Source organism: Reyranella sp. (assembly GCF_965279465.1).
Taxonomy (GTDB): domain Bacteria; phylum Pseudomonadota; class Alphaproteobacteria; order Reyranellales; family Reyranellaceae; genus Reyranella.
Genome location: NZ_OZ257242.1, coordinates 5,387,277 through 5,412,622 on the forward strand (window position 1 = coordinate 5,387,277; position 25,346 = coordinate 5,412,622).

The following is a 25,346-nucleotide window of genomic DNA, read 5'->3' on the forward strand; positions in this document are numbered from 1 at the left end:
AATCCGGCCTACTTCGGATCCGGCTCGTTCGAGGCCGCGCGCAGCAGGGGCGACGGCGGCGTCAGGGCCGGTGCCTTCAGGATGTACACGCCGTGCGGCGACTTGCCGGTCGGGATGCTGCCGCTGACCTTCATCGTCGCGAGGTCGACGATCGCGATGCGGCGCAGGAAGCGCTGCGTCACCCACAGCTCCTTGCCGTCGGGTGTGATGTCCATGCAGTCGGGGCCGCCCGGAATACGTATGGTGCCAACGACCTGCATGTCCTGGGTGTCGATCAGAGAAACGGTCCCTTCAACGCGGTTGCTCAGGAACCAATGGCGGCCGTCACCCTTCGGCCAGAAATTATGCGCGCCCTTGCCGGTCTTGAGCCGGCCGACGACCGAACCGTCCTTCGGATCCACTGTGACGATCGAATCCTCACCGGTCAGTGCGACCAGCAAGCGCTTGTTGTCCGGAAGCATGACCGCGCCGGCCGGCGCCTTGCCCACTTCCATGTTCCACTTGATGAGCTGGGTGTGCAGGTCGAAGGCGACCACCTTCCCGCTCTGCTGCAGGGTGACGAACACCGTCTTGGAATCGCTGTCGAACGCCATATGGCTCGGCATGCCGTCGATGAAGATGCGGCCGGCGAGCTTGAAATTGCCGTCGTAGCGATAGATGTCGACGTGATCGAGCCGGTAAGCTGCGGTCACGAACCACTGGCCGTCCGGGCTGAAGCCGAGCTGATAGGCGTCGATGATGCCGCGGATGGTGCGCTTGCGCTCTCCGGTCTTGGTGTCGAGCGCCACCAGCTCGTTGGTGACGGTCGAGGCGATCAGCAGTTCCTTGCCGTCCGGCGTCGGCATCAGGTGATGCGGCTCGCGCCCGAGCGGCAGGCGCTGGGTTTCCACGCGCAGGCCGCGGCTCAGGATGCTGTAGGATGCCTCTTCCGAATTGAGCACGATGACCTGATCCGCGCGCGCGACCGCACTCGCGCCCATAACCAGCGCCAAAGCCGCAATGACCGCCTTTTTCATGTTCGGGAACGAACTCCTGCCCGGTCCTCTTGAAGCAGTTTTCCGGCCCGCGCGCTAGGCTCGTTTGAGCTCGGCCGCCGCGGCGGCAAGCCGCTCGATCCTCGACCAGTCGCCCGCCGCCACGGCCTCGCGCGGGGCCACCCAGGACCCGCCGACGCAAGCGACGTTGGGCAACGCCAGGTAGGCCGGCGCGGTTCCGAGGCCCACGCCCCCCGTAGGGCAAAAGCGCAGACCGGCGAGTGGTGCAGTAGCTGCCTTCAGCCACGCCGTGCCGCCGGCTGCATCGGCCGGGAAGAACTTGAGCAATCCGAAGCCCAGCTCGCGGAGAACCATTGCCTCGGAGACCGTCTGGACGCCCGGCAGGAACGGCAGGCCAGCCTCCTTCACGGCCCTGGCCAACGCCGGAGTGCAGCCGGGGCTGACGCCGAACCGCGCGCCCGCCGCCATTGCCTGCCTTACCTGCGCCTCGTCGAGCACCGTCCCCGCTCCGACCACCGCCTCGGGCACCTCGCAGGCGATGGCGCCCAGCGCCTCCAACGCCGCCGCAGTCCGGAACGTGATCTCCAGCACCGGCAGGCCGCCCTTGACCAGCGCTCGCGCGAGCGGCACGGCGTCGGCCACCCGGTCGACGGTAAGGACCGGAATGACCGGCGCCAGGGCGGCGATGGCCGAGATATCCACAGTCAGACGCTCCAGCCGCCGTCGATGACGTTCACCGTGCCCGTGGTAAAGGCCGCCTCGTCGCTGGCCAGGTAGACCGCCAGGGCGGCGATCTCGTCGGCAGAGCCGAACCGGCCGGTCGGCTGGCGCTGCAGGAAGAACGTGCGGGCGTCCGCGCCACCGCCGAGGCCGGCGATCCGCTCGTCGAGCGACGGCGTCTGGACAGTGCCTGGGCAGACCGCATTGCAGCGGATGCCCTTGCTGACGTAATCCACCGCCACCGACTTGGTGAGGCCGACCACGGCGGCCTTGGTCGTGCCGTAGATGAAGCGCAGCGCCGCTCCCTTCACCGAGGAGGCGGCCGACGACATGTTCACGATCGAGCCGCCGCCCTTCTCCACCATGCCGGGGAGAAAGGCCTGGATCGTCCAGAACATGCTGCGGACATTGAGGTCTAAGGCGAACTGCCATTGCTCGTCGGTGGCGTCGAGCACCGTGCCATGATGCACGAAGCCCGCGCAGTTGAACAATACGTCGATCGCGCCGGTCTCGGCGGCGAGCGCACCGATCGCCGCCTTGTCCAGCACGTCGAGCCTGCGGGTCTGCACGCCGGCCGTGCCGCCAAGCGCCTGCAGCTTGCCCTCATCGAGATCGGTCGCCCATACCGTCGCGCCCTCGCGGGCGAAGGCTCGAGCCGTAGCCGCGCCGATGCCCTGCCCCGCCGCTGTGACGACGCATACCTTGCCCTTCAGTCGCATGATCCCCCGCCTATTTGATCAGGCCCTGTTCCTTGTAGAACTTTTCGGCGCCGGCATGGAGCGGAATGCCGAGCCCCGTCGTGGCCGTCTCGAGGCGGATCTCCCGACCCTTGGCATGGCCCGAATCGAGCAGCTTGCGGGTCGCCGGATTCCACAACGCCGCCGTCACCTTGTAGATCAGCTCTTCGCCCTGTTTGCTTGACGTTGCCCAGATCGCGTGTACGCTCACGGTCCTCACGCCTGCTACGCCCCTGTAGGCATTGTCAGGGATCTCCTCGATGCTGAAGAAGGGGAACTGCGAGACCAACGCGTCGACCTGGGGGCCGGCGATCGGCACCAGCTCGATTCCGACCGTGGCGGCGAGATCGGCGACGGCGCTCTGCGGCCAGCCGCTGACGCTGAAGAATGCGTCGACCGTCCCGTCTTTCAGGCTGTCAGCGACCTGCTGGGCGCGAAAGTACTCGGCCTTGAGGTCCTTCTCGCTGACGCCAAAGGCGGACAGGATCAGCCGCGCATCGACCAGAGTGCCTGAGCCAGGCTCGTCGAGCGACACCTTGCGGCCGCGCAGGTCGGGCACCGACTTGATGCCCGAGCCCTTGCGCACCACGAGCTGGATGCTCTCGGGATAGAGGTTGGCGATGGCGCGCAACCCGTCGACCTTGGGGCGGCCCTGATAGATGCCGGTGCCGTTGTAGGCCCAGTGGGCGATGTCGGACTGCACGAAGCCGGACTGGGCGGTCCCTGCCGCGATCGCCGCCACATTGGCGACCGAGCCGTTGGATGCCACCGAGGTCGCGACCAGGCCGGGCACGCCGCACGATCCGCCCTCGTTGCACGGCCGCGAGCCGGGCGGGTTGGAGATCGCGTTGGCGATCAGGCCGCCGATCGGGAAATAGGTGCCGACCGTGCCGCCGGTCAGGATCCGGAAGAATGTGATGTCCTGCTGCGCGTGCGCGAGGCGCGAAAAAAGGGGGGCAGCAAGCGGCAGGAAGGCGGCGCCTGCGAGGGCGGAACGGCGTGACGGCATCAGTTCACACCCACCACGCGGCTCATGGTCGGGCCGATCTCTCCGTGGATGACGAGGTCCGCGTCGTCGTCCTGGTCGGTCGGGTCGCGATTCAGGATCGCCAGCTTCGCCCCGCGCTGCTTGGCGATCTGCGGGAAAGCGTTCGCGGGTTGGACCACGAGCGAGCTGCCGAGCACGATGAACAGGTCACAATTGTTGGTCACGTCCTGAGCACGCGCCATCTGGATCTCGGGCATTGCCTGGCCGAACGAGATCGTCGCGGTCTTCACGATGCCGTCGCACTTCTCGCAAATCGGCAGGGTGCCTTTGCCGAGGAACGCCTTCCTGATCGGTTCGAGCTCGTGGCGCTGGCCGCAATCGAGGCATGTCGCGTACGTCGTGTTGCCGTGCAGCTCGATGATCTTGGAAGCCGGCACGCCCGAGCGCTGGTGCAGGCCGTCGATGTTCTGGGTGATGATCGCCGTCATCCTGCCCTGCTCGACCAGCTTGGCCAGCGCGCGATGGCCGGCATTGGGCTCGGCCTTGACCATCGTCTCGTCGGTTGCGAACTTCCGGCGCCACGCTTCGCGCCGCATCTCCTCCGAGGACATGAAGTCATCGAAGTCGATCGGTTGATACTTGGTCCAGATGCCCCCCGGCGAACGGAAGTCCGGGATCCCGGATTCGGTCGAGATGCCGGCGCCGGTGAAGGCGACGATGCGCCTGGCGCCCTCGATCATGTCGCGCAGCCGGTCGGTTTCGCTTGTGGGCTCACTCATGGGGCACTCTCCTGCGGTGCTCCTAGGATAGCCAGCGTTTGCGCCGTTTGTAATGCTTGGTGTCGTGATAGCTCTTGCGCGCGCCGCCTTCGTTCAGCCCGAGATAGAACTCCTTGATGTCGGAATTGTCGCGAAGCTTCGACGCCGGCCCCTCCAGCACGATGCGGCCGTTCTCCATCACATATCCGTGGTCGGCCACGGTCAGCGCCATGCTGGCATTCTGCTCGACCAGCAGGACGGAGAGCTTTTCCTGCTTCACCAACCGGTCGACGATGCCGAAGATCTCCTCGACCAGCATGGGTGCGAGCCCGAGCGAAGGCTCGTCGAGCAGCACGACCCTGGGCTGGCTCATCAGCGCCCGGCCGATCGCCAGCATCTGCTGCTCGCCACCGGACAGGTAGCCCGAGAGCTGCTGGCGCCGTTCCTTGAGGCGGGGGAAGTAGGAATAGACCATGTCTATCCCCTGGCTCACCGCGGCGCCGTTCCTGACGTGCCCGCCCGCGACCAGGTTCTCCTCGGTCGTCAGGTGCTCGAACACCCGCCGGCCCTCGAACACCTGGACCAGCCCGAGCTTGGTTACCTCGTGCGCCCGCATGCCGTCGATGCGGCGGTCGGCGAGCTGGACGGAGCCCTTGGTGACCTCCCCGCGCTCCGAGCGGAGCACGCCCGAGATCGCCTTCAAGGTCGTCGTCTTGCCCGCGCCATTGGCGCCCAGGAGCGTCGTGATCGAGCCCTCGCGGACCTCGATCGAAACGCCCTTGAGCACGAGAATGACGCGGTCGTAGACGACCTCGATGTTGTTGATCGACAGCAAGGTTCAGGACTTCGAAGCGTCCGCCGCGAGGTGCTTCTGGATCACCGCACGGTAGCCTTGGAACCAGTCCTTGGTCATGACCAGCTTGCCGCCCTTGACGGTCCAGACCTGGCACCAGCCGCCACCCTCGTGATCGGTCGGCGTCAGCTCCATCGGGGGCAGCAGGCCGCCCAGGGTGAAGCCCTTGATCGACTCCATGCCCTTCTTGACCTCCTCCGGGGTCGGCGCTGCGCCGCCCTTGGCCTTGATCGCATTGCGCACCGCCTCGACATGCAGCGCCGCGTTCATGACGCCGCGATTGTAGTAGACGGTCGAGTCCATCTCCTTCGGCGCGGACTTGCCCTGCGCCTTGTACATCGCCTCGATCTCCTTCAGCACCGGGAAGTCCTTGCCGACGCCCGCGAACTGGATGGTGTTGTAGCCCTCGGCCACGCCCATGCCGCCGGCGGCGACGATGTCGGCCTCGGCGCTGCCCCATACGAAGGCGATGACCTTGCTGAGCGGGAAGCCCTTGCCCTTCAGCTCCTTGATCGAGACCGACGGGGCACGGCCGAACAGGTGGGTGACAATGAAGTCCGGCTTGAAGCGCTGGACGATGTCGGTCGCCTGCGAGCCCATCTCGACGCCCGGCGCCGGCACGGCGAAGGTGCGCAGCTCGAAGCCCTCGGTCTTGGCGACATCCTCGATAATCGGCAACCCTTCCTTGCCGGCCGGGTTGTCGTAGTACAGGTAGGCGATCTTCTTGCCCTTCAGCCCGCCCATCTTCTCCTTGGCGAACTCGAGGGCGGCACCAGCCTGCGACCAGTAGCTGGCCGCGATCGGGAAGGTGTAGGGGAAGCGCTTGCCGTCGGCCGCCGCAGCCGTGCCGAAGCCCGGCGAGGTGCCGAGTATCTTGTCCTCCTCGAGCTTCTTGTTCAGCGCGGCGGTCTGAGGCGTGCCATAGAGACCTTCGAGAACGGCACCCTCCTTCTTGAAGCGTTCGTGCGCCTCGATCGCTGGCGGCACCTTGTATTCGTTGTCGACCTCGATGACCCGGATCTTGTAGCCCTCGACCCCGCCCTTGCTGTTGATCAGGCCGATATAGTCGTGATAGCCGGGGCACAGCACGGTGCCGACCGTCGCCGTCGGCCCGGTGCGATCGCACTGGAAGCCGAAGATCAGTTCCTTGCTCTGGGCAAAGGCGCCCGTCGCAAACGCCAGGCTGCCGGTCGTAACCGCCAGGCCCAGCCAACGCCTCTTGAACCTCACCATGCGTTCCTCCCTTTGCCTTGCTTCGCTACGACACCCCGCCCCTAGTAGGAGAAGGGCCAGACCCGGAAATAGCTCCGGACATTGCGCCACAGCCGATTGAGCCCCTCGGGCTCGATGACCAGGAAAAAAATGATCAGCCCGCCGAACACGGCGAGCCGGGTGCCCGAGACCACGCTCGCCAGCTCCGATTCGGTGAAGAACAGCGAGCCGACGTTCTCCATCAGCGTGCGGATCACGATCGGCAGCAGGGTGATGAACACGGCGCCAAAGATCGAGCCTAGCACCGAGCCCAGCCCGCCGATGATGATCATGGCGAGGTAGTCGATCGACACGCCGAGCTGGAACTGTTCGTAGTTGGCGATGCCGAAATAGTAGGTGTAGAGCACGCCGCAGACGCCGGCGAAGAATGACGAGATCGCGAACGACAGGAGCTTGTAGCGGAAGATGTCGATGCCGATGATCTCGGCGGCGATATCCTGGTCGCGCACGGCGATGAAGGCCCGACCGATGCGGCTGCGCATCAGGTTGAGCGTTGCGACGATCGCCAGCACCGCGAAGAACAGGAGGAAGTAGTAGAGCCGCCCCTGGGTGTTGAGGATCAGCCCGAACAGATCCGGCCGGTCGACCTGGATCGAGGCCTGCGCGCCGCCCGAGATCGCCGGCACGTGGTTGATCGTCCATTCGATGATGAGCTGCCCTGCCAGCGTCGCGATCGCCAGGTAGAGGCCCTTGATGCGCAGGCTCGGGATACCGACCATGACGCCGATGAACGCCGCCATCAGGCCGCCGGCCGGCAAGGTGAGCCAGAACGGCAGGTCGAGTCTCACCGCCAGGTTGGCCGCGGTATAGGCGCCGACCGACATGAAGGCGCCGTGGCCCAGCGAGATCTGGCCGGTGTAACCCACCAGGATGTTGAGCCCGAGCGCACCGACGACGGCGATGAAGATCAGGTTCAGGATCGAAAGATAATAATCGTGCAGGGTGAGCGGCACGATCACGACGAAGATCAGCGCCAGCGCCGCCACCGTCCATTTGGCGATCGGCAGCGGATAGAGCGCCATGTCCGCGGCGTAGCTGGTCTTGAACACTCCGGCTTCGCGATGGAACATGATCAGGACGCCTCGCCCAAGCGTGCCACACAAACCTTCGTCGTCCCGACCGGAGCCGAGCGTAGCGAGGCGCAGCGCAGGGACCTTTTCATACGACGCCTGCGGACATGAGCAGGTCCCTCGACTGCGCTTCGCTCCGCTCGGGACGACGGGAAAATGATGTCCATCATACGCGCTCGATCTGGCGTTTGCCGAAGATGCCGTAGGGCCGGAACATCAGCACCAGGATCATGAGCAAATAGGGTGCGAAGTCCTTGGTGCCGCCGCCGACATAGGGGTCGAGATAGCCGGCGGCCAGGCTCTCGACGATGCCGATGATCAGCCCGCCGACCAGGGCGCCGCCGATCGAATCGAGTCCGCCCAGGATCACCACCGGGAACACCTTGAGCCCGACCACCGCGATCTGCACGTCGACGCCCAGCATGCTGCCCCAGACGATGCCGCTCAGCGCCGCGACGATGCCGCCCATCGCCCAGGCGAGCGCGAAGTAGCGCTCGACGTTGATGCCCATCGCCTGCGCCACCTGCTGGTTGTCGGCCACGGCGCGCATCGCCACACCCATGCGGCTTTTCTTGAAGAACCAGCTGAAACAGACGAACAGCAGGATCGCCACCCCCGCCCCCAGCACCTGGATCGGCGGCAGGGTCGCCGGGCCGATCGTGATCGGATCGTCGCTGATCGGCAGTGGCAGCGCGCGCGTCTCGCCGCCGAAGATGATTGGCGTCAATCCGCGCAGGACAGCCGCGAGCCCGATCGTCGCCATGATCACCGCGACGATCGGCCGGCCGAGCAGCGGCCGCAGGACGACCCGTTCGAGGCCGAAGCCGAACCCGATCATCACCGCCAGGGTCGCGATCACCGCCGCGATCGCCATCACGACCGGCGGGCCGCTGAGCCCGGCGACGACGGCACCGACCAGGGCGGCCATCATCACGAATTCGCCCTGGGCGAAATTGATCGCGTCGGTCGCCTTGTAGACCAGCACGAACCCCAGCGCGATCAGCGAGTACATAAGTCCGATCGACACGCCGTTCAGCATCAGCGCGATGAAGAAGCCGAAATCCTCCGACATCTAGGCCGCCTGCCGCGCGGGCTGCAGCCGCGCTGTGCCGTAGCGCTCGATGTCGTGGATCGCGATGTCGTTCGTCAGCGACGACTTACGGCCGTCCTCGAAGGTGATGTCCATCGTCACCTGCACCTCCTTGCCGCCGTTGTAGAAAGCATCGATCACCGCCGCGTATTTCTCGGCCACGAATTTGCGCCGCACCTTGCGGGTGCGGGTCATCTCGGCATCGTCGGCCTCGAGCTCCTTGTTGAGCAGCAGGAAGCGCTTGACCTGCTGCACGTCGGGCAAGGTGGCATTGGCCTTGGCGATCTCGTCGGCGATCAGGCCAGCGACCTCGGCCTTGCGGCTCAGGTCCATGAAGCTGGTGTAGGCCAGCCCCTGCTTCTCCGCCCAGGTTCCGACCGTCTGCATGTCGATGGCGATCATCGCCACGACCATCGGCTGACCGTGGCCGAACGCCACCGCCTCGCGGATGAACGGGCTGAACTTCAGCTTGTTCTCGATGAACTGCGGCGCGAAGGCCGATCCGTCGGTCAGCTTGCCCACGTCCCTGGCGCGATCGATGATCACGAGCTGGCCCTGCTTGTCGAAGAAGCCGGCGTCGCCGGTGCGCAGCCAGCCGCCGTCGACCAGGGTCTCGCGCGTCACCTCGTCCTGCTTGAAGTAGCCGACGAACACGTTGGGCCCCTTCAGCATGACCTCGCCGTTGTCATCGATCCTGATCTCGACCCGCGGGATCGGCCGGCCGACCGTGTTGGGATTGGCCTCGGCGTTGGATTGGCAGGCGATCAGGGCCGAAGCCTCGGTCGCGCCGTAGACCTGCTTGAGATTGATCCCGAACGAGCGGAAGAAGCGGTAGGTGTCCGGTCCGAGCGGCGCGCCGCCGGTGTAGCACCAGCGCGCATTGCGCAGGCCGAGCTGATCGCGCACCGGGCCGTAGACGAACACCTCGCCGAGCATGAGCCCCAGCCGCTCGCCCATCGTGAGCGCCTTGCCGTCGGTCTTCTTGAGCTCGCAGCGCTCCGCCAGCGCCCGGAAGTGCTCGAACACGCGGCGCTTGACCGGAGAAGCATCGCCGCTCTTGACCTGCACCGTGGTCAGCATGTTTTCCCAGATGCGCGGCGGGGCCAGCGTCGCGTTGGGTCCAAGCTCGCGCAGGTCGCGCTGCACGCTCTCCGGACTCTCCGGGCAGTTGGCGACCAGCTTGCCCGCGAGCGTCATGCCGAGCGAGAAGGCGGCATCGCCGACCCAGGCCATAGGCAGGTAGGACAGCCAATTGTCGCCGGGCTTCGTATCGTTGATCTCGATGAAGGCCTCGGCCGATGCGATCATGTTGCGATGGCTGAGCATCACGCCCTTGGGCATGCCGGTCGTGCCGGACGTGTAGGCGATCATCGCGAGATCGTCCGGCCCACCCTTAGCCAGCTCGGCGGTGTAGAATGCCGGATTGGCCTTCCCGAAGGCGCGGCCTTCTTCCAGAACGCTCTCGAACGAGCGCAGCATGGGATCGTCGTAAGCCCACAGGCCGCGCGAATCGTCGAACACGATCCAGCGCAGCTTGGGCAGCCTGTCCTTGAGCGACAGCGCCTTGTCGACCTGCTCCTGGTCCTCGGCGACGATCACCGACGTCTCGGCATGATCGAGCACGTAGACCAGCTCCGAAGCGATCGAATCCTGGTAGACCGGCACCGAGAACCCGCCCAGCACCTGGGCGGAGAGCTGGGCCATGTAGAGCTGGGGACGGTTGTCGCCGACGACGCTGAGCTTGTCGCCGCGCTTGAAGCCCATCGCGGCCAGCCCCAGCGCGAAGTCGCGCACCCGGTCGCGATAGGCCGCCCAGTCGTAGGTCTGCCAGACGCCGCGTGTTTTCTCGCGGATGCCGGGCGCGCCCGGGCTCTCCTCCGCATTGCGCTGCAGCAACTTCGGCAGCGTGTCGGTCTTCGGCGAGTCGAGCAGGCTCATGTCCGTCCTCCGCTCTTGGCGACGCCAAGATAGGCCTCGATCACCTTGGGATCGCGCTGCACCTCGTCGGGCGTGCCGGCGGCGATCCGCCGGCCGCGGTCGAGCACCACGACCCTGTCCGAGATGTCCATGACGACGCCCATGTCGTGCTCGATCAGCACGACCGTCATGCCGCGCTCCTGGTTCACGTCGAGGATGTAGCGCGCCATGTCCTCCTTCTCGTCCTGGTTCATGCCGCCCATCGGCTCGTCGAGCAGCAGCACCTTGGGATCCGAGGCGAGCGCGCGGCCGAGCTCGACCCGCTTGCGCAGGCCGTAGGCCAGCGCCGAGGTCGGCAGCTTGCGCAGGTCCTGGAGCTTCAGGAACTCGATGATCTCCTCGACCGCCTCGCGGTGCCTGATGTCCTCCTTCTGCGCCATGCCCCAGTAAACGACGCTGGCGAGCACGCCCGCCTTCATCCGCACGTGGCGGCCCAGCATCAGGTTGTCGAGCACGGTCAGGCCCTGAAAGAGAGCGATGTTCTGGAAGGTCCGTGCGATGCCGAGGCCGGCGATGTCGCTCGGCTTGCGGTGGGTGATGTCCTGGCCTTCGAGCAGCACGCGGCCGGTGTCGGGCTTGTAGAAGCCCGAAATCATGTTCAGCAGCGAGGTCTTGCCGGCACCGTTCGGGCCGATGATCGACACGATGCTGCCACGCGGCACTTCCAGAGAGACGCCTTGCGACGCAACCACGCCACCGAACTTCTTCGACACGCCGTCGACCACGAGCTGGTTGTCACCCTCGGCCGCAACGGCGCGCCGGGCAGACGCCCCCGCCATGACCCCTCCCTACTCAAGGTCCTGTTTTGCTTATCGTTATTTCGCATCATGCAGGCTTCGATGGGCGAACGCAACAAATCCGCCTAGACTTGATGCAATTCACAAGGAATCCGATTCACAAGGGATTGCGACATGCCGCGCCACATCGTCTGCCTGACCTTCGACCATGACCACATGTCCGGCTTCATCGCCCGCGGCCAGACAACACCCACCTACATCTCGCGAGGCGAGTACGACGCCGTTGTCATTCCCCGCCTGGTAGCACTGCTCGGCCGCTACGATATCAAGGCGACCTTTTTCACGCCGGGCCATACGATCGACAGCAGCCCGCAGGCGGTCATGCCCTATGTCGAGGCCGGCCACGAGCTCGCCCACCACGGCTGGACCCATCGCCTGCCGGCCAGCCTGTCGCGTGACGAGGAAGAGGAGGAGATCGTCCGCGGCAACAACTCGATCAAGCGGATCAGCGGTCAGTTTGCGCGCGGCTACCGCTCGCCGGCGTGGGACCTGTCGCCCCATTCGATCGACCTGCTGCTGAAGCACCGCATCCAGTACGACAGCTCGCTGATGGGCCACGACTACGATTGCTACTACGCGCGTCAGGACGACGTGGTCGAGCTCAAAAAGCCGTTCCAGCGCGGCCGCGAGACGCGGCTCGTGGAGATGCCGATCAGCTGGTCGCTCGACGACTATCCGCACTTCGAATACATGCGCAACGCGAACGGATCGATCCAGGCCGGCCTGATGAACGCCAACAATGTGTTGGCGAACTTCGTCGACGACTTCAGCTACATGAACGAGGTCTGCCCGGAGTTCGGCATCCTCACCTACACCTTCCACCCGCACGTGATCGGCCGCGGCCACCGCATGATGATGCTCGAGCGGCTGATCAAGGCGCTGCAGGCCGGCGGCGCGGTGTTCATGACCATGGAGCAGGCGATGAAGGAGTGGCTGGCGCGGCGGCAAGCGAAGGCGGCGGAGTAACTCTGCCGGGAGCGCGGGTCTCCAGACCCGCTCGGAATCATGAGCGGGTCTGGAGACCCGCGCTCCCAGCAAGAGAAAGCGGAACGTCTCGCGCCACCCGGACCGCGCGGCAGATGGTGACCATCTTGCCGATGGCGTGATCGACGAAGGCCGCGATGGCAGCCTCGATCACGGTCGCATGCTGCGGCCTCGCTGCATCGATCGCACGGGCCAGAACCTTGGCGCGCTGATGGGCGTCGGCGCGATTGCCGGCAATGGCCTGCGCGAGGGAACCGTCGGCCTCGACCGGCGCCAGGACTGATTCGAGCTGCTGCAGGAACGCCGGTGCATGGGCGAGATGCCGGTACATGCTGGCCAGAATGAGCTGGCGCGGATCGCCGAAGCGGTTGAGGCGCAAGACCAATGCCCAGGTTTCTGGAGCAACGTCTTCCGCCGAAGCGAGCTTGGGCAGGACGATGTCCGGGGCTGGAAGACGCGAACCGGTCTCGGGCAGTCCCTCTCCCGCCATCTCGCCGCGCAGCCACGCGACCAGTGCGCCCAGGGCGAAGAGGTTGATCGTGTTGGAGTGGTCGTAGCTCGCCAGCACGTCGTCGACGCTTTTCGGCTGATCGCCCGCGAGCGAGCCGAGCACCGGCAGGTTCATGGTCTCCCGGAACCGTACGGCCGCACGGTCGACCATGCCCTGCAGGTAGAGCGGCTTGACCGCACGCCAGGCCCACGGCAGCGCACCGTCGATCGTGGCGAGATGGCGCCACACGAGATTGACGACGCGGACACCGACCGTGGCGCGGATGTCGGCAAAGAGCTCGGCGGTTTCGCCGATGGCTGCCGTCTCGGTGACGGCGGGAAACGGATCGCTCACTCGGCGGCCTGCTTCGACTCCTGGCCGATCACGGTGAAGAACGAGGCCGTCTTGGGCTGCTTCGGTAGCTCGACTAGCCCTTCGCTCAAGCGGGCGAACCGCGCTTCCTTGCCGCGCACGATGCGGCCCTCGTTGAGGCTCGGCATCGGGTTGCGCGCGATCGGCACGGCGTCCGCCGCGGTGTAGACGCAGATGTAGAGCCCACGCGAGGCATCCGAGCGGTTGGCCGCCGAGCCGTGCAGCAGCTTGGTATGCATCAGGCAGACGGCACCCGCTTTGCCGATGCAGGGGATCGACTGGGCCAGCGCCTGCTTTTCCGCGTCGGCGGCGACGGCGCCGGTGAAGCGCTCGCCCTCGAACAGCGACAGCAGCGGCCCCTTGTGCGAGCCCGGCACGACGGTCAGGCAGCCGTTATCCTCGTCGATGTCGTCGAGGAACAGCAGCGCCGTCACGATGTCGTCGTTGGTGTGCGGCGTGTAGGCGAAGTCCTGGTGGTAGGAGACCTCGGTCCTGGCGCCGGAAAGCTTCAGGTTGATCTTGCAGTGATGGAACTTGACGTCCGGCCCGACCAGGTCGGCCACCATGTCGACGGTGCGGGCGTCGAGCATGACCTCGCGATAGGCATCGGAGATGTCGGACGGGTTGTTGATCCGGCGCAGCGCCGGCCTCTCGGCACTGTGCTCGGCGCCCATGTCGAAGCGCGGCCGGCCGTCGATCGTCGGCGGCCCGAACGGCTTCTGATGCGCACGGCTTTCCTCGATCCAGGCCCTGATCTCGGCCTGCAGCGCGGCAAGCTGCGAGGGGGTAACGGCATCCTCGACCATGAGGTAGCCGTCTCGCCAGAACGCGTCGTACTGCTCTTTGGTCAGGGTCTTCATGGTCAGCGTCCCTTGAAGTGCGGCCGGCGCTTCTCCATGAATGCCGTGCGGCCCTCGATGTAATCTTCGGAATCGAAGCACTGCTTGACCAGCTCGCTGAGGCGGTCGAAGTCGGGCTTGCCGTCGAGCCGTGTCAGCTCCTCGATCGTGCGCTTGGCGGCATGAATGGTGAGCGGCGCGTTCTCGCCGATCAGCTTGCAATAGTTATCGACATAGGCGTCGAGCTCCGCGTCGGGGACGATGCGGGTTACGAGGCCCATGCCGAATGCCTCCTGCGCATTGAAGTGCCGGGCGGTGAAGAAAATCTCCTTGGCGTGCGACGGTCCGACCAGATCCGTCAGGATCTTGAGGCCGCTGGCGCGATAGCCGAGGCCGAGCCGCGCCGCCGGCACGCCGAACTTGCTGACGTCCGACGCGATGCGGATGTCGCACAGCAGCGCCACCGCCAGCCCGCCGCCGATGCAGTAGCCGCGGATGCGGGCGATCGTCGGCTTGGAGCACTTGTTGAGGCGGGCGTTCGCAATCTCACCGATCTTGTCGTAGTAGGCGACCTGCTCGGGCGTGTTGCGTGCCTTCTCGAACTCCGAGATGTCGGCGCCCGAGACGAAGGCCTTGTCGCCTGCGCCGGTGACGACGACGACCCTGATCGCCGGGTCCTTCTCGAAGTCGTCGAGGATGACCGGAATCGCCTCCCACATGTCGGTCGAGGTGGCGTTGTGCTTCTGCGGCTTGTTGAAGACGAGCCGGCCGACCGGCCCGTTCTTCTCCGCGATCATGTTCGGGGTGGGGCTGATGTTCATCAAATCACCCCCCGCTGGCGGAAGCTGGCGATGGCGGCCTCGTCGTAGCCGGCTTCCTTCAGCACCGCGTCGGTGTGCTCGCCCTGCTCCGGCGTGGCGGTCTTCATCTCGAACGGCGTACGGCTCATGTTGATCGCCTGGCCGATCAGCTCGATCGTGCCGAGCTTGGGATGGTCTACGGGGTGCGCCATCTTGAGGTGCTTGACCTGCGGGTCGGCGAACATCTCGTCCATCTTGTAGATCGGCCCGGCCGGCACGCCGGCCTTGTTGAGCTTCTCGACCGCCTCGGCGCTGGTGAAGGCCGCCATCCGCTTGTCGATCTCCTCATTCAGCACGTCGCGGTACTTGACCCGCGCCTTGGCCGTGGAGAAGCGCTCGTCGCTCAGCAGTTCTGGCGCCTTGATGCACTCGCAGAAGCGCTTGTAGATGTGGTCGCCGGAGGCTGCGATGTTGATATAGCCGTCGCTGGTCTTGAACACGCCGGTCGGAATGCCCGTCGGGTGATTGTTGCCGGCCTGGCCCGGCACGTCCTTGGCGATGGTCCAGCGCGCGGCCTGGAAGTCGCACATCGAGATCATCGCCTGCAGGAGAGAGCTCGACACCCACTGGCCCTGCCCCGATACCTCGCGCTCCAGCAGGGCGATCAGGCAGCCGATGGCGCAATGCAGCCCCGCGCCCACGTCGGCGACGGCAATGCCGGCGCGCACCGGGCCGCCGCCGGGTTGCCCCGTCACCCACATGATGCCGCCCATGCCCTGGGCGATCTGGTCGAAGCCGGCACGCTCGGCGTAGGGGCCGTCCTGACCGAAGCCGGAGATAGACCCGAGAATGACGCGCGGATTGACCTTCTTCAGGCTCTCGTAGTCGATGCCGAGCCGGAACTTCACGTCGGCGCGGTAGTTCTCGACCACCACGTCGGCCTTCTCCACGAGCTTCATGAAGATGGCCTTGCCCTCGGCCTCCTTCAGGTTGAGCGTGATCGAGCGCTTGTTGCGGTGCAGGTTCTGGAAGTCGGGCCCGTGGCGCGGTCCGCCCATGTCCATTTCGCCGGCCGACGGCGGCATCTCGACCTTGATGACGTTGGCGCCCCAGTCGGCGAAGTACCGCACCGCGGTCGGACCGGCGCGCACCCGCGTCAGATCGAGCACGGTATAGCGGGCGAGCGGTCCTGCGGTCATTTCTCACTCTCTTGAACGTTGCTACTCCACACGTACCATGGCGGCGGGATCGATCTCCAGCCAGACCCGCTGGCCGACATCGAACAGAACATTGGGCCCGGTCGAGACTCGCAGCGGCTTCGTCTCGCCCAGCGGCTGGGCCAGGTAGTCCCAATACTCGCCGAGATAGGACCGGCCGACGATGTCGGCCTCCACCGCGTTCGCCACCGGCCTGGCGGCGGACAGGCCGATCGCCTGCGGCCGGATCGAGTAGGTGCCGCCGTCGCGATCGACGAAGTTGGTGCGGCCGATGAAGCCCGCCACGAAGCGGCTCCTCGGCTTGCCGTACAGGACGTGAGGTGGATCCACCTGCTCGATACGGCCCTTGTTCATGACGACGATGCGGTCCGACGTCACCATCGCCTCGGACTGGTCGTGCGTGACATAGACCGTTGTGATCTTGAACTCGTCGTGCAGGCGGCGGATCTCGAAGCGCATCTCCTCGCGCAGGTTGGCGTCGAGGTTCGACAGCGGCTCGTCGAGCAGCAGCACCGCCGGCTCGACGACGATGGCACGGGCAAGAGCCACGCGCTGTTGCTGGCCGCCCGACAGCTCGGCCGGATAGCGGCCCTTGAGAGCACTCAACTGGACGACCTCGAGGATGCGATCGGTCCGCCGTTCGATCTCGGCACGCTGCAGCTTGCGGACCTCGAGGCCGAATCCGACGTTCTGGCCGACGGTCATGTTCGGCCAGATCGCGTAGCTCTGGAAGATCATCGACATGCCGCGCTTCTCGGGCGGCACGACGCCGGCCGGCGAGGAGATCACCTGGCCGTCGATCTCGATCGTGCCGGAGGTCGGCGGCATGAAGCCGGCGATCATGCGCAGGGTCGTGGTCTTGCCGCAGCCGGACGGCCCCAGCAGCGACACGAACTCACCCGACTGCAATTCGAGGGAGAAGTCGTTCACCGCGTGGAAGTTGCCGTAGGTCTTGCCGATGTTCTTCAGGACGAGCTTGCTCATGTCGCGGTGCGCCTCAGCATGAAGTCACGTCCCAAGGCCCGTTGACCGATGTACAGGAGCGGTAGGGTCAGGATTTGCAGAACCAGGGCAAGCGCCGCGAGATACTCGAAGTTGCCCTCCTCGCTCATGTCGAAGATCATGACCGACACGACCTTGGTGCCGGGCCCATAGAGGAAGATCGCCGACGACAGCTCGCGGGTCGCCGGAATGAAGATCAGCAGCCACGCGCCCAGCAGGTTCCGCTTGAGCAGCGGTGCCACGACCCGGCGCAGCGCCGTCAGGCGGCTGCCGCCCAGCACGCGCACGGCCTCCTCCATCTCGGGATTGAGACTCTGGATCGCCGAGTGGGCATTGACGTAGCCGATCGGCAGGAAGCGCGTGGTGAAAGCCAGGATCAGGATCAGCGAGGTGCCGTAGAGCGCGAGCGGCGGCGGGGCGTAAGCAGCATAGAAGCCGATCGCCAGCACCACGCCCGGGATCACGAACGGCGCCACGCACAGGAAGCCGAGGAGGCCGCCGAACGGCACCAGCCGGCGCACGACGATGTAGGCGACGCCCAGGGTGATGATCACACCCGCCGTCGCAGCGGCACCACCGAACAGGAAGCTGTTCCAGACCGACTGGGCTGCCGTCGCATGCTCGAACAGCACGAAATTGAAGTTCTTGAACGTGAGGTTGTCGACTGCGAAGCCCCTGCCCCAGGCTTTGGCGAAGGCCGCCTGCAGCAGGAAGATGTACGGCAGGAACACCGACAGGGCGCCCACGAACATGGCGTAGCCGAACGCCGCCCACCGCCACGGTCCGAGATCAATCGGCCGGCGCTCGCCGCCCTTCCCGGTCAGAGACACGAAGCCCTTGCGGTGGGTCATCAGCCGCTGGACCAGGAACAGCAGAACCGTGACGCCGAGCAGCGGCATGGCGTAGGCAGCCGCGACCTCGACGCGGACCGGATTGCCGAAGAACTGGAAGAGCTGGGTCGTCACCACGTTGAAGCGTGCAGGGATCGCGATCATCGCCGGCGAGGCGAACAGCGCGATCGCCTCGAGGAAGCAGATGATCAGCCCGCCGAGTATCGCCGGGAGCGCCAGCGGCAGCGTCACCTTGCGCATGGTGCGCCAGGCGCCGGCGCCCAGGATGTTGGCCGCGTCCTCCATCTCCGACGAAACGAGCTCTAGCGCGGCGTTGGTGAAGATGAAGATGTACGGGAAAGAATAGAGCGCGATGACGACGACGAGACCGGGAAAGCTGTAGATGTTGAACGGCCCCGCCTCCGCTCCCGTCAGCATCACATAGATGCGGTTGAGCCAGCCCGCGTTGGGCCCGGCCAGCAGGATCCAGGCGACGGTGCCGGTGTAGGGCGGCGTGATGAAGGTCGCGAGCACCATCATGCGTACGAAGCCACGTCCCGGCATGTTGGTGCGCGATACCGCCCAGGCGAGCGGCACGGCGAACGCGCCGGCGAGCAGCGCCGCGCCCGCGCCCAGTTGCAGCGAGTTGAACAGGGCATCGACATAACGCTCGCGCCCGTAGGCGATGCCATAGTTGGCGAAGGTGAAGGCACCCGTCTTTTCGTTCTGGAAGCTCGTCAGCACGAGGTAGACGAAGGGGCTCACCACCAGGAACAGCAGCACGGCGATGATCGCGAGCCACAGCAGCCAGGTCGGATCGAAGCCGCCGAGCCGCGACGAGCGGTTTGCCGCCGACGGCAGGGCTGGGGCGGCGACGGTCACGATGCTCTCCCTTGGCAAAAGAACTTCGTCATCGCGAGCGCAGCGAGGGATTTAAGATGACCAGTACAGTTTCCTCGCTGCGCTCGCGACGACACGGTGAACGTTCCGCGGCCTGGCACCATACGCACGCTGCTCACGTCTCAGTTGCCGAAAGTGTCCCGCCACTGCTCGATCACCTCGGGGATGCCCTTGTCGATCTCGGCGACGGTCGGCTTCACCGTCTTGACCTCCGCGACCGGCTTGGCGCCCGGAGGCGCCGGCACTTCCGGCCGCAGCGGGACGGCGAAATGCTTGGCGTTGATCTTCGCCGCTTCCACCGAATAGAGGTACTCCATGAAGAGCTTGGACGCGTTGAGATGCTTGGTGCCCTTCATGATGCTGGACGGCGCGATGATCAGCACGGCTCCATCCTTCGGATAGCTGATGGCCAGGGGGTTGCCGCGCGCGGCACTGAACAGCGTCGAGCCGTCGGCGCCGGCGGCAACCTGGCGTTCGCCGGCATTGAGCGCCGTCACCGTGTCGTTGATCGAGCGGCCGATCTGCGGCTTGTTCTTCTCCAGCTTGTCGAAGAACGACCAGCCATACAACTTCTTCATCATCAGGACCCAGGTGCCGACGTAGCCCGAGAAGGCCGGGTGCCCGGTCGAAACCTTGCCCTTCCACTTCGGGTCGAGCAGATCGGTCCAGTTCTTCGGCGCGTCCTCAGGCTTCACCTTCGAGGTGTTGTAGGTCAACAGCACGAGGCCGGCCGAGGTCGTGTGATAGTAGCCGTCCGGGTCGAGGCCGCGGAACGCTTCGACGATCTTCGTCGTGTCTTCCGGCGTGTACTTCTCGAGCTTGCCTTCCGCCTTCAGGCGCACATAGTGGCCGATATCGGTCGACGAGAAGACGTCGCAAATCGTCTGGTTGTTCTTGATGTCCTGGGTCAGCCGCTGATAGGCGACCTGCGCCGTGGTGCGGACCACGTTGACCTTGATGCCGTAGAGCTTCCCGAAGTCGGCTCCCAGCTCCTCGGCACCTTCCGAGGTGTAATGCGCGACATACCAGGTGAGCTCGCCTTCCTTCTTGGCGGCCTCCTCGAGCGCCTTCATGTCGGCATGCGCCGTCATCGGGCCAAATACGAACGCAGCAGCGATGATAAGCGACGCCCACTTCTTCATGTGTTCCTCCCGGAACGCTCTGTTATCGTTGGCTCGATAGAATCACACGGAGCGCAATGTCACAAGCTCGCGGATGGGCCGACTACTATGAGAAGCTGCGCGACCGACCGCCGCGCCGCACGCTCGTCGCCGCGCTCGACGCGTTCGGCGCGTCGGGTGAAACGCCCGCGGATGCGCTCGCGATCGATCTCGGCTGCGGTGACGGACGCGACATCGTCGAAATTCTGCGACGCGGCTGGAGCGTCGTTGCGGTCGATGCCGAGCCGGAGGCTTTGCGCCGGCTCGCAGCGCGCGACCTTCCCGGCGCGGAGAGGATCACGCCGATCGTCGCGCGGCTGGAAGACGTGCCGCTGCCACTCGGCTTGCAGCTCGTGAATTCGAGCTTCGCCATGCCGCTTTGCGAGCCGGAGCGATTTCACGGCCTATGGACGCGAATTCGCGAGGCGCTTCCGCCGGGCGGTCGCTTCAGCGGCCAGTGGTACGGCAAGCGCGACAGCTGGATGGGCCGCGCGGGCATTACGTTCCTCGATCGCAGCGAGGCGCTGGCGCTGCTCGACGGGTTCGACGTCGAGATGTTCGAGGAAGAAGAGGCCGACGGCGTCACGCCGCGGGGCAATCCAAAGCACTGGCACATCTTCCATATCGTCGCTCGGAAGCGATAAACTTCGTCGTCCCAAGGGAGAACCAGCATGGCCGTCGCCGTCACAGCCGAAATCGCCAGGAAGGCCGCTCACCTCGCCTGGAGCGATTTTCCCGACGATCTCGTCGAGCGCACCAAGCAGTGCCTGCTCGACTGGTTTGCCGTCACCGTATGCGGCGCGCAGGACGAGCTGACCGACATCCTGGTCCGAGAGGCGATCGAGGACGGCGCCATCGGCTCGGCGAGCCTCGTCGGCCGCAGCGAGAAGACGCTGCCCTCGGCCGCCGCCCTGATCAACGGGGCGGCGAGCCATGCACTCGACTACGACGACGTGAACTTCGCCATGGGCGGCCATCCGACCGTGACCGTCGTGCCGGCGCTGCTGGCGCTCGGCGAGCAGATCAAGGCGCCGGGCCGCCTCTTCATCGAGAGCTTCATCGCCGGCTACGAGACCTCCGGACGGGTCGGCAGGCTTGTGGCGCCAAGCCATTACCTGAAAGGCTTCCACGTCACCGGCACTGTTGGCTCCTTCTCGGCGACGGCTGCCGCCGGCCGCATGCTGGGCCTCACGGACGAACAGCTCGCCGTCGCCTTCGGCATCGCCGCCACCCAGGCCGCCGGCCTCAAGTCGAACTTTGGAACGATGTGCAAGCCCCTGCACGCCGGCACGGCGTCCGAGCACGGCCTGCGCGCCGCCCGGCTCGCCGCCAAGGGTTTCACCGCGCGCGGCGACTCGCTCGAGTGCGACCAGGGCTTTGCCTCCTCGCAAAGCGACGATCTCGAGATCGACGCCGCCCTCGCCGAGCCCCCGTCCGGCTGGCATCTCCGCAACAATCTCTTCAAGCACCATGCCGCCTGCTACCTGACGCATGCGCCGATCGAGTGCGCGCGAGAAATCCGGCTGAAGAGCAACTTCCCACCGGAGCGGGTGCGGAAGATCACGCTCAGGATCGATTCGGGCGCAGACAAGGTCTGCAACATCGCGGACCCGACGAGCGGGCTGGAAGCCAAGTTCTCGCTCCGGCAGACGGTGGCGATGGCGCTCACCGGGGTCGATACGGCGAATGTCGACTCCTACACCGCCGCGGTCACGCAGGAGCCGCGCATGAAGGCGCTGCGCGACAAGATGGAGATCGAATTCAAGCCGGGCTGGGCCAAGTCCCTTTCCGAGATGGCGATCCAGCTCGACGACGGCACCACGATCGAGGCGACCCACGACTCGGGGATTCCCTGGGCCGACGTCGCCAGGCAGCGCACCGCGCTGGAGACCAAATTCGACAGCCTGGTCACGCCGGTGCTTGGTGCCGCCGGCGCGCGCCGCCTCCGCGACGCCATCGAGCGCATTGACACGCTGGCCGATGTGGGCGAACTGGCCCGCGCTGCGACGAAGTAGACGCAAGGAGACGGAATGTCGGACGACTTCAGGACACGGGCCCGGCCCGTGCCCAAGGGAAACCGTTATGAGGATTTCGAGCCCGGCCGGGTGTTCAAGCACCATTGGGGCCGGACCGTCACCGAATCGGAAAGCACCCTCTTCTCGACCCTGACCCTGCATTTCAACCCGCACTACTACAACGCGGCCTACGCTCGTGCGCACGGTCACCAAGGCATCGTCGTCAATCCGCTCCTGGTATTCACCACGGTGTTCGGCCTGACGGTCGAGGACCTGAGCGAGGGCGGCGGTCCGTTCCTCGGGGTCAACCAGCTCAGCTATCACCAGCCGGTGTACCCGGGCGATTCGCTGCGGGCCGAGTCGGTCGTGCTCGACCGCCGCGTGTCGGACTCTCACAAGGGCTTCGGCATCGTCACCTGGCACACAACTGGCTTGAATCAGCGTGAAGAGAAGGTCATCGACTTCAAGCGCACCAACCTCGTTCGCCAAAGGACGGCCGCCTAATGCCCTACATCACCGAAGAACGCCGCATGATCCAGGAGCAGGCGCGCGAGTTCACCCTGAACGAGGTCCTGCCCGTCGCCAACAAGCTCGATCCCGAGAAGGGCGACATCCCGATGGACCTGCGGGACAAGATGGCGGAGCTTGGCTACTTCGGAATCCTGATCCCCGAGCAGTACGGCGGCCTCGGCCTCGGCTGCTTCGAGTACTGCCTGGTGACCGAGGAGCTGTCGCGCGGCTGGATGAGCGTCGCCTCGCTGATCGCCCGCGGCAACCTGCTGATCGGCAGTCACATGATGAGCGAGGAGCAGCGGGCCCGGTATCTTCCGCGCATGGCCAAGGGTGAGTTCCTGGGCGCTTTTTCGATGTCGGAGCCCAACGCCGGCTCGGACATCTCCAATATTTCCTGCCGCGCCAGGAAGGACGGCACGGGCTACCTGATCAGCGGCAACAAGTACTGGTGCACCTTCGCCGATGGCGCCGACTTCCTGATCATCATCGCCCGCACATCGGATGCCCCGCCGGGCAAGCGCCATCTCGGCCTGTCGATGTTCTTCGTCGAGAAGAAGCGCGGCACCCTGCCGAAGGGCTGCAACGGCGCGCCGATTCCCAAGATCGGCTATTTCGGCTGGAAGACCTACGAGCTCGCCTTCGACAATTTCCGCGTCGAGGCCAGCGACATGATCGGCGAGGAAGGCCAGGCGTTCTACTATGCCACCTCCGGCCTCGAGACGGCGCGCGCCCATACGGCGGCTCGCGCCATCGGCCTCGCCCAGGGGGCGCTCGACGATTCGATCCGGTATGCCGGCGAGCGCCGCCAGTTCGAGCGGCCGATTTCCGACTTCCAGGCGATCCGCTTCAAGATCGCCGAGATGGCGACCCAGATCGAGGCGGCGCGCCAGCTCAACTACTTCGTCTGCGAGCAGATCGACACAGGCCAGCGCTGCGACAAGGAAGCCTCGATGGTGAAGCTGTTCGCCTCCGAGATGGCCGAGCGCGTCTGCAGCGAGGGCATCCAGATCCACGGCGGCGCAGGCTATACGACGCTGCATTCCGTCGAGCGCCACTGGCGCGACGCGCGCCTGACGAAGATCTTCGAAGGAACATCGGAGATCCAGAAGCGCATCATCTCCGACCGGCTGCTCGGCCGCGGGAGGAACTGATGAAAGTCTCCGCCCTCACCGGGACCGCCAACTACTTCGAGGACTTCAAGGTCGGCGACGTGCTGAAGCACGCGCGCGGCAAGACCGTGGAGCCGATGGAGCAGGTCTGGATCACCAACGTGACTATGAACACCGCCGAAGCGCACTTCAACGAGCACCTGACCAAGAGCACGAACTACGGCCAGCGGCTCGGCTTCGGCGGCGTCACCATCTCGATGTGCATCGGGCTCGCGGCCCAGGACACCGCGGAGAACGCGCTGGCCGAACTTGGCATGGACAAGATTCGCCTGAAGGGGCCCCTCTATCACGGCGACACGCTCTATTGCTACAGCGAGGTGCTCGGGACGAGCGATGCCGAGCAGCCCGACGCCGGCATCGTCCGCTTCAAGCACTACGGCGTGAACCAGGACGACAAGCACATCTTCGAGGGCGAGCGCTGGGTCCTGATCAAGCGCCGCAGCCACTGGGGCGACAAGTGACGCCGGGGGCGGCTTGCTGGGAGCGCGGCTCTCCAGAGCCGCTCTTCTTCGGACAGGTCATCCCATGAGCGGCTCTGGAGAGCCGCGTCCCCAGCCATGAGCGAAGTCCTCGGCGCCCTGGACGGTGTGAAGATCGTCGATCTCACGCAGATGCTGGCCGGTCCCTACTGCACCATGCTGCTGGCGGACCAAGGTGCCGAGATCATCAAGGTCGAGCCGCTCGACGGCGACCATACGCGGATCATCGGACCCTATCATGTCGACGACAAGCTCAAGGCTTTCGGTGGCTACTTCGCCTCGGTGAACCGCAACAAGAAGTCGATCGCCATCGATCTCAAGAAGCCCGAGGGCCGGGACCTCGTTCTCAGGTTGTGTGACGGCGCCGACGCGGTGGTCGAGAACTATCGCGGCGGCGTGATGGACCGTCTCGGCCTCAGCTACGAGACGCTGCACGCGCGCAACCCCAAGCTGGTCTATGCCACGATCCGCGGCTTCGGCGATCCGCGCACCGGCAGGAGCCCCTACTCCGACTTCCCGGCCTATGACGTGATCAGCCAGGCGATGGGCGGCATCATGGCGATCACCGGGCCGGACAAGGACACGCCGCTCAAGGTCGGTCCCGGCGTCGGCGACATCGTTCCGGCCATCACCTGCGCCTTCGGCATCGTCTCGGCGATCTTCCGCGCCCACAAGACCGGCAAGGGCCAGTTCGTCGACGTCGGCATGGTCGACGCGATCCTGGCGGTCTGCGAACGCATCATGCACCAGCATTCCTACGCTCAGACCCTGCCGGCCCCCGAGGGCAATCATCACCCCCTGCTCTGCCCGTTCGGCATGTTCCCGGCAAAGGACGGCTTCGTCACCATTGCCGCCCACGCCGACGCGCATTTCCCGATTCTCTGCCGACTGATCGACAAGCCGGAGATGGCGACCGACCCGCGTTTCGTCACGGTGCAGGACCGCCGCGCCAACCAGGACGAGATCATCGCCACGGTCTCGGCCTTCACCCGCCAGCGCACCAAGCAGGAGCTGCTCGAGCACTTCGGCGGCAAAGTGCCGTTCTCGCCGGTCTACAACGTGCGCGACATCGTTGCCGACCCGCACTTCAAGGCGCGCGAGATGCTGCCCTGGGTGCCGCATCCGGGACTCGACCACGAAGTCCAGATCGCCGGCGTCGCCGTGAAGATGACCGAGACTCCCGGCAAGGTGCGCCACCGCGCGCCACTGCTGGGCGAGCATACCGACGACTATCTGAAATCCATCGGCTGCAGCGCGGGCGACATCGCCCGCCTGCGCGCCGACAAGATCGTGGCTTGAGGAAGGCTCTCAAGCAGATG

25 protein-coding genes are annotated in these 25,346 nt (G+C 65.7%); 7 read left to right on the forward strand and 18 right to left on the reverse strand.

Annotation, left to right across the window (positions count from 1 at the left end; all coding sequences use genetic code 11):
• Window positions 1-8: 8 nt before the first annotated feature.
• The 11 genes from ACQY8M_RS26300 to ACQY8M_RS26350 all read right to left on the reverse strand — a co-directional run bounded on the left by ACQY8M_RS26300 (window position 9) and on the right by ACQY8M_RS26350 (window position 11,239).
• Window positions 9-1,016 (reverse strand): hypothetical protein, encoded by a 1,008-nt coding sequence (locus ACQY8M_RS26300; protein WP_428661879.1) that lies wholly within the window; start codon window positions 1,014-1,016, stop codon window positions 9-11.
• A gap of 54 nt (window positions 1,017-1,070) precedes the next feature.
• Window positions 1,071-1,697 (reverse strand): bifunctional 4-hydroxy-2-oxoglutarate aldolase/2-dehydro-3-deoxy-phosphogluconate aldolase, encoded by a 627-nt coding sequence (eda, locus tag ACQY8M_RS26305; RefSeq protein ID WP_428661882.1) that lies wholly within the window; start codon window positions 1,695-1,697, stop codon window positions 1,071-1,073.
• A gap of 2 nt (window positions 1,698-1,699) precedes the next feature.
• Window positions 1,700-2,434 carry an SDR family oxidoreductase gene (locus ACQY8M_RS26310; protein WP_428661885.1) on the reverse strand — a complete coding sequence of 245 codons (735 nt, stop codon included), beginning with the start codon at window positions 2,432-2,434 and terminating at the stop codon, window positions 1,700-1,702.
• Window positions 2,435-2,444: 10 nt separating this feature from the next.
• A complete protein-coding gene (locus tag ACQY8M_RS26315; protein WP_428661888.1) occupies window positions 2,445-3,461 on the reverse strand; it encodes a TAXI family TRAP transporter solute-binding subunit in 1,017 nt (338 codons plus the stop codon).
• On the reverse strand, window positions 3,461-4,219 hold the full coding sequence (locus tag ACQY8M_RS26320) for an SIR2 family NAD-dependent protein deacylase (protein ID WP_428661891.1): 759 nt from the start codon (window positions 4,217-4,219) through the stop codon (window positions 3,461-3,463). Before ACQY8M_RS26320 ends, ACQY8M_RS26315 begins: the two co-directional genes overlap by 1 nt.
• 22 nt (window positions 4,220-4,241) lie before the next feature.
• Window positions 4,242-5,033 (reverse strand): ABC transporter ATP-binding protein, encoded by a 792-nt coding sequence (locus ACQY8M_RS26325; RefSeq protein WP_428661894.1) that lies wholly within the window; start codon window positions 5,031-5,033, stop codon window positions 4,242-4,244.
• A gap of 3 nt (window positions 5,034-5,036) precedes the next feature.
• Window positions 5,037-6,284, reverse strand: a complete 1,248-nt coding sequence (locus ACQY8M_RS26330) for an ABC transporter substrate-binding protein (protein WP_428661896.1) — start codon at window positions 6,282-6,284, stop codon at window positions 5,037-5,039.
• 41 nt (window positions 6,285-6,325) lie between these two features.
• Window positions 6,326-7,393, reverse strand: coding sequence for a branched-chain amino acid ABC transporter permease (locus tag ACQY8M_RS26335; RefSeq protein WP_428661899.1), 1,068 nt, complete (start codon window positions 7,391-7,393; stop codon window positions 6,326-6,328).
• A 166-nt stretch (window positions 7,394-7,559) separates the two neighbouring features.
• Window positions 7,560-8,465 carry a branched-chain amino acid ABC transporter permease gene (locus ACQY8M_RS26340; protein ID WP_428661902.1) on the reverse strand — a complete coding sequence of 302 codons (906 nt, stop codon included), beginning with the start codon at window positions 8,463-8,465 and terminating at the stop codon, window positions 7,560-7,562.
• The gene (locus ACQY8M_RS26345; protein WP_428661904.1) at window positions 8,466-10,421 is read right to left on the reverse strand and encodes an AMP-binding protein; all 1,956 of its coding nucleotides are present in this window, start codon (window positions 10,419-10,421) and stop codon (window positions 8,466-8,468) included. It abuts the gene before it with no gap.
• Window positions 10,418-11,239, reverse strand: a complete 822-nt coding sequence (locus ACQY8M_RS26350; protein ID WP_428661908.1) for an ABC transporter ATP-binding protein — start codon at window positions 11,237-11,239, stop codon at window positions 10,418-10,420. Before ACQY8M_RS26350 ends, ACQY8M_RS26345 begins: the two co-directional genes overlap by 4 nt.
• A 132-nt stretch (window positions 11,240-11,371) precedes the next feature.
• Here ACQY8M_RS26350 and ACQY8M_RS26355 point away from each other — a divergent pair, with 132 nt between their 5' ends.
• Entirely contained in the window at window positions 11,372-12,223 is an 852-nt protein-coding gene (locus tag ACQY8M_RS26355) for a polysaccharide deacetylase family protein (protein ID WP_428661910.1), read from the forward strand.
• Window positions 12,224-12,260: 37 nt separating this feature from the next.
• Here ACQY8M_RS26355 and ACQY8M_RS26360 read toward each other — a convergent pair whose 3' ends face one another.
• From ACQY8M_RS26360 to ACQY8M_RS26390, 7 genes are all read right to left on the reverse strand, one after another.
• Window positions 12,261-13,085, reverse strand: a complete 825-nt coding sequence (locus ACQY8M_RS26360) for a hypothetical protein (RefSeq protein WP_428661912.1) — start codon at window positions 13,083-13,085, stop codon at window positions 12,261-12,263.
• Window positions 13,082-13,963 (reverse strand): phytanoyl-CoA dioxygenase family protein, encoded by an 882-nt coding sequence (locus ACQY8M_RS26365; protein WP_428661915.1) that lies wholly within the window; start codon window positions 13,961-13,963, stop codon window positions 13,082-13,084. The genes ACQY8M_RS26360 and ACQY8M_RS26365 overlap by 4 nt, the downstream gene beginning before the upstream one ends.
• A 2-nt stretch (window positions 13,964-13,965) precedes the next feature.
• Window positions 13,966-14,763 carry an enoyl-CoA hydratase gene (locus tag ACQY8M_RS26370; RefSeq protein ID WP_428661917.1) on the reverse strand — a complete coding sequence of 266 codons (798 nt, stop codon included), beginning with the start codon at window positions 14,761-14,763 and terminating at the stop codon, window positions 13,966-13,968.
• A complete protein-coding gene (locus ACQY8M_RS26375) occupies window positions 14,763-15,941 on the reverse strand; it encodes a CaiB/BaiF CoA transferase family protein (protein ID WP_428661920.1) in 1,179 nt (392 codons plus the stop codon). Before ACQY8M_RS26375 ends, ACQY8M_RS26370 begins: the two co-directional genes overlap by 1 nt.
• A 21-nt stretch (window positions 15,942-15,962) precedes the next feature.
• Complete coding sequence (locus ACQY8M_RS26380; RefSeq protein WP_428661923.1) at window positions 15,963-16,943, reverse strand: ABC transporter ATP-binding protein; 981 nt, start codon at window positions 16,941-16,943, stop codon at window positions 15,963-15,965.
• Entirely contained in the window at window positions 16,940-18,673 is a 1,734-nt protein-coding gene (locus tag ACQY8M_RS26385; RefSeq protein WP_428661925.1) for an ABC transporter permease, read from the reverse strand. The genes ACQY8M_RS26380 and ACQY8M_RS26385 overlap by 4 nt, the downstream gene beginning before the upstream one ends.
• A gap of 140 nt (window positions 18,674-18,813) precedes the next feature.
• Entirely contained in the window at window positions 18,814-19,833 is a 1,020-nt protein-coding gene (locus tag ACQY8M_RS26390) for an ABC transporter substrate-binding protein (protein ID WP_428661928.1), read from the reverse strand.
• Between the two features lie 56 nt (window positions 19,834-19,889).
• Here ACQY8M_RS26390 and ACQY8M_RS26395 point away from each other — a divergent pair, with 56 nt between their 5' ends.
• The 6 genes from ACQY8M_RS26395 (at window position 19,890) to ACQY8M_RS26420 (ending at window position 25,326) form a co-directional block, all read left to right on the forward strand.
• Window positions 19,890-20,495, forward strand: coding sequence for a class I SAM-dependent methyltransferase (locus ACQY8M_RS26395; protein WP_428661931.1), 606 nt, complete (start codon window positions 19,890-19,892; stop codon window positions 20,493-20,495).
• A gap of 27 nt (window positions 20,496-20,522) precedes the next feature.
• Window positions 20,523-21,866, forward strand: coding sequence for an MmgE/PrpD family protein (locus ACQY8M_RS26400; RefSeq protein ID WP_428661934.1), 1,344 nt, complete (start codon window positions 20,523-20,525; stop codon window positions 21,864-21,866).
• Window positions 21,867-21,881: 15 nt separating this feature from the next.
• A complete protein-coding gene (locus tag ACQY8M_RS26405) occupies window positions 21,882-22,370 on the forward strand; it encodes a MaoC family dehydratase (protein ID WP_428661936.1) in 489 nt (162 codons plus the stop codon).
• Window positions 22,370-23,530: an acyl-CoA dehydrogenase family protein gene (locus tag ACQY8M_RS26410; RefSeq protein ID WP_428661939.1), complete on the forward strand. Its 1,161-nt coding sequence runs from the start codon at window positions 22,370-22,372 to the stop codon at window positions 23,528-23,530. Before ACQY8M_RS26405 ends, ACQY8M_RS26410 begins: the two co-directional genes overlap by 1 nt.
• Window positions 23,530-24,009 carry a MaoC family dehydratase gene (locus ACQY8M_RS26415; protein ID WP_428661941.1) on the forward strand — a complete coding sequence of 160 codons (480 nt, stop codon included), beginning with the start codon at window positions 23,530-23,532 and terminating at the stop codon, window positions 24,007-24,009. Before ACQY8M_RS26410 ends, ACQY8M_RS26415 begins: the two co-directional genes overlap by 1 nt.
• A gap of 96 nt (window positions 24,010-24,105) precedes the next feature.
• Window positions 24,106-25,326, forward strand: coding sequence for a CaiB/BaiF CoA transferase family protein (locus ACQY8M_RS26420; protein ID WP_428661944.1), 1,221 nt, complete (start codon window positions 24,106-24,108; stop codon window positions 25,324-25,326).
• Window positions 25,327-25,346 lie beyond the last annotated feature (20 nt).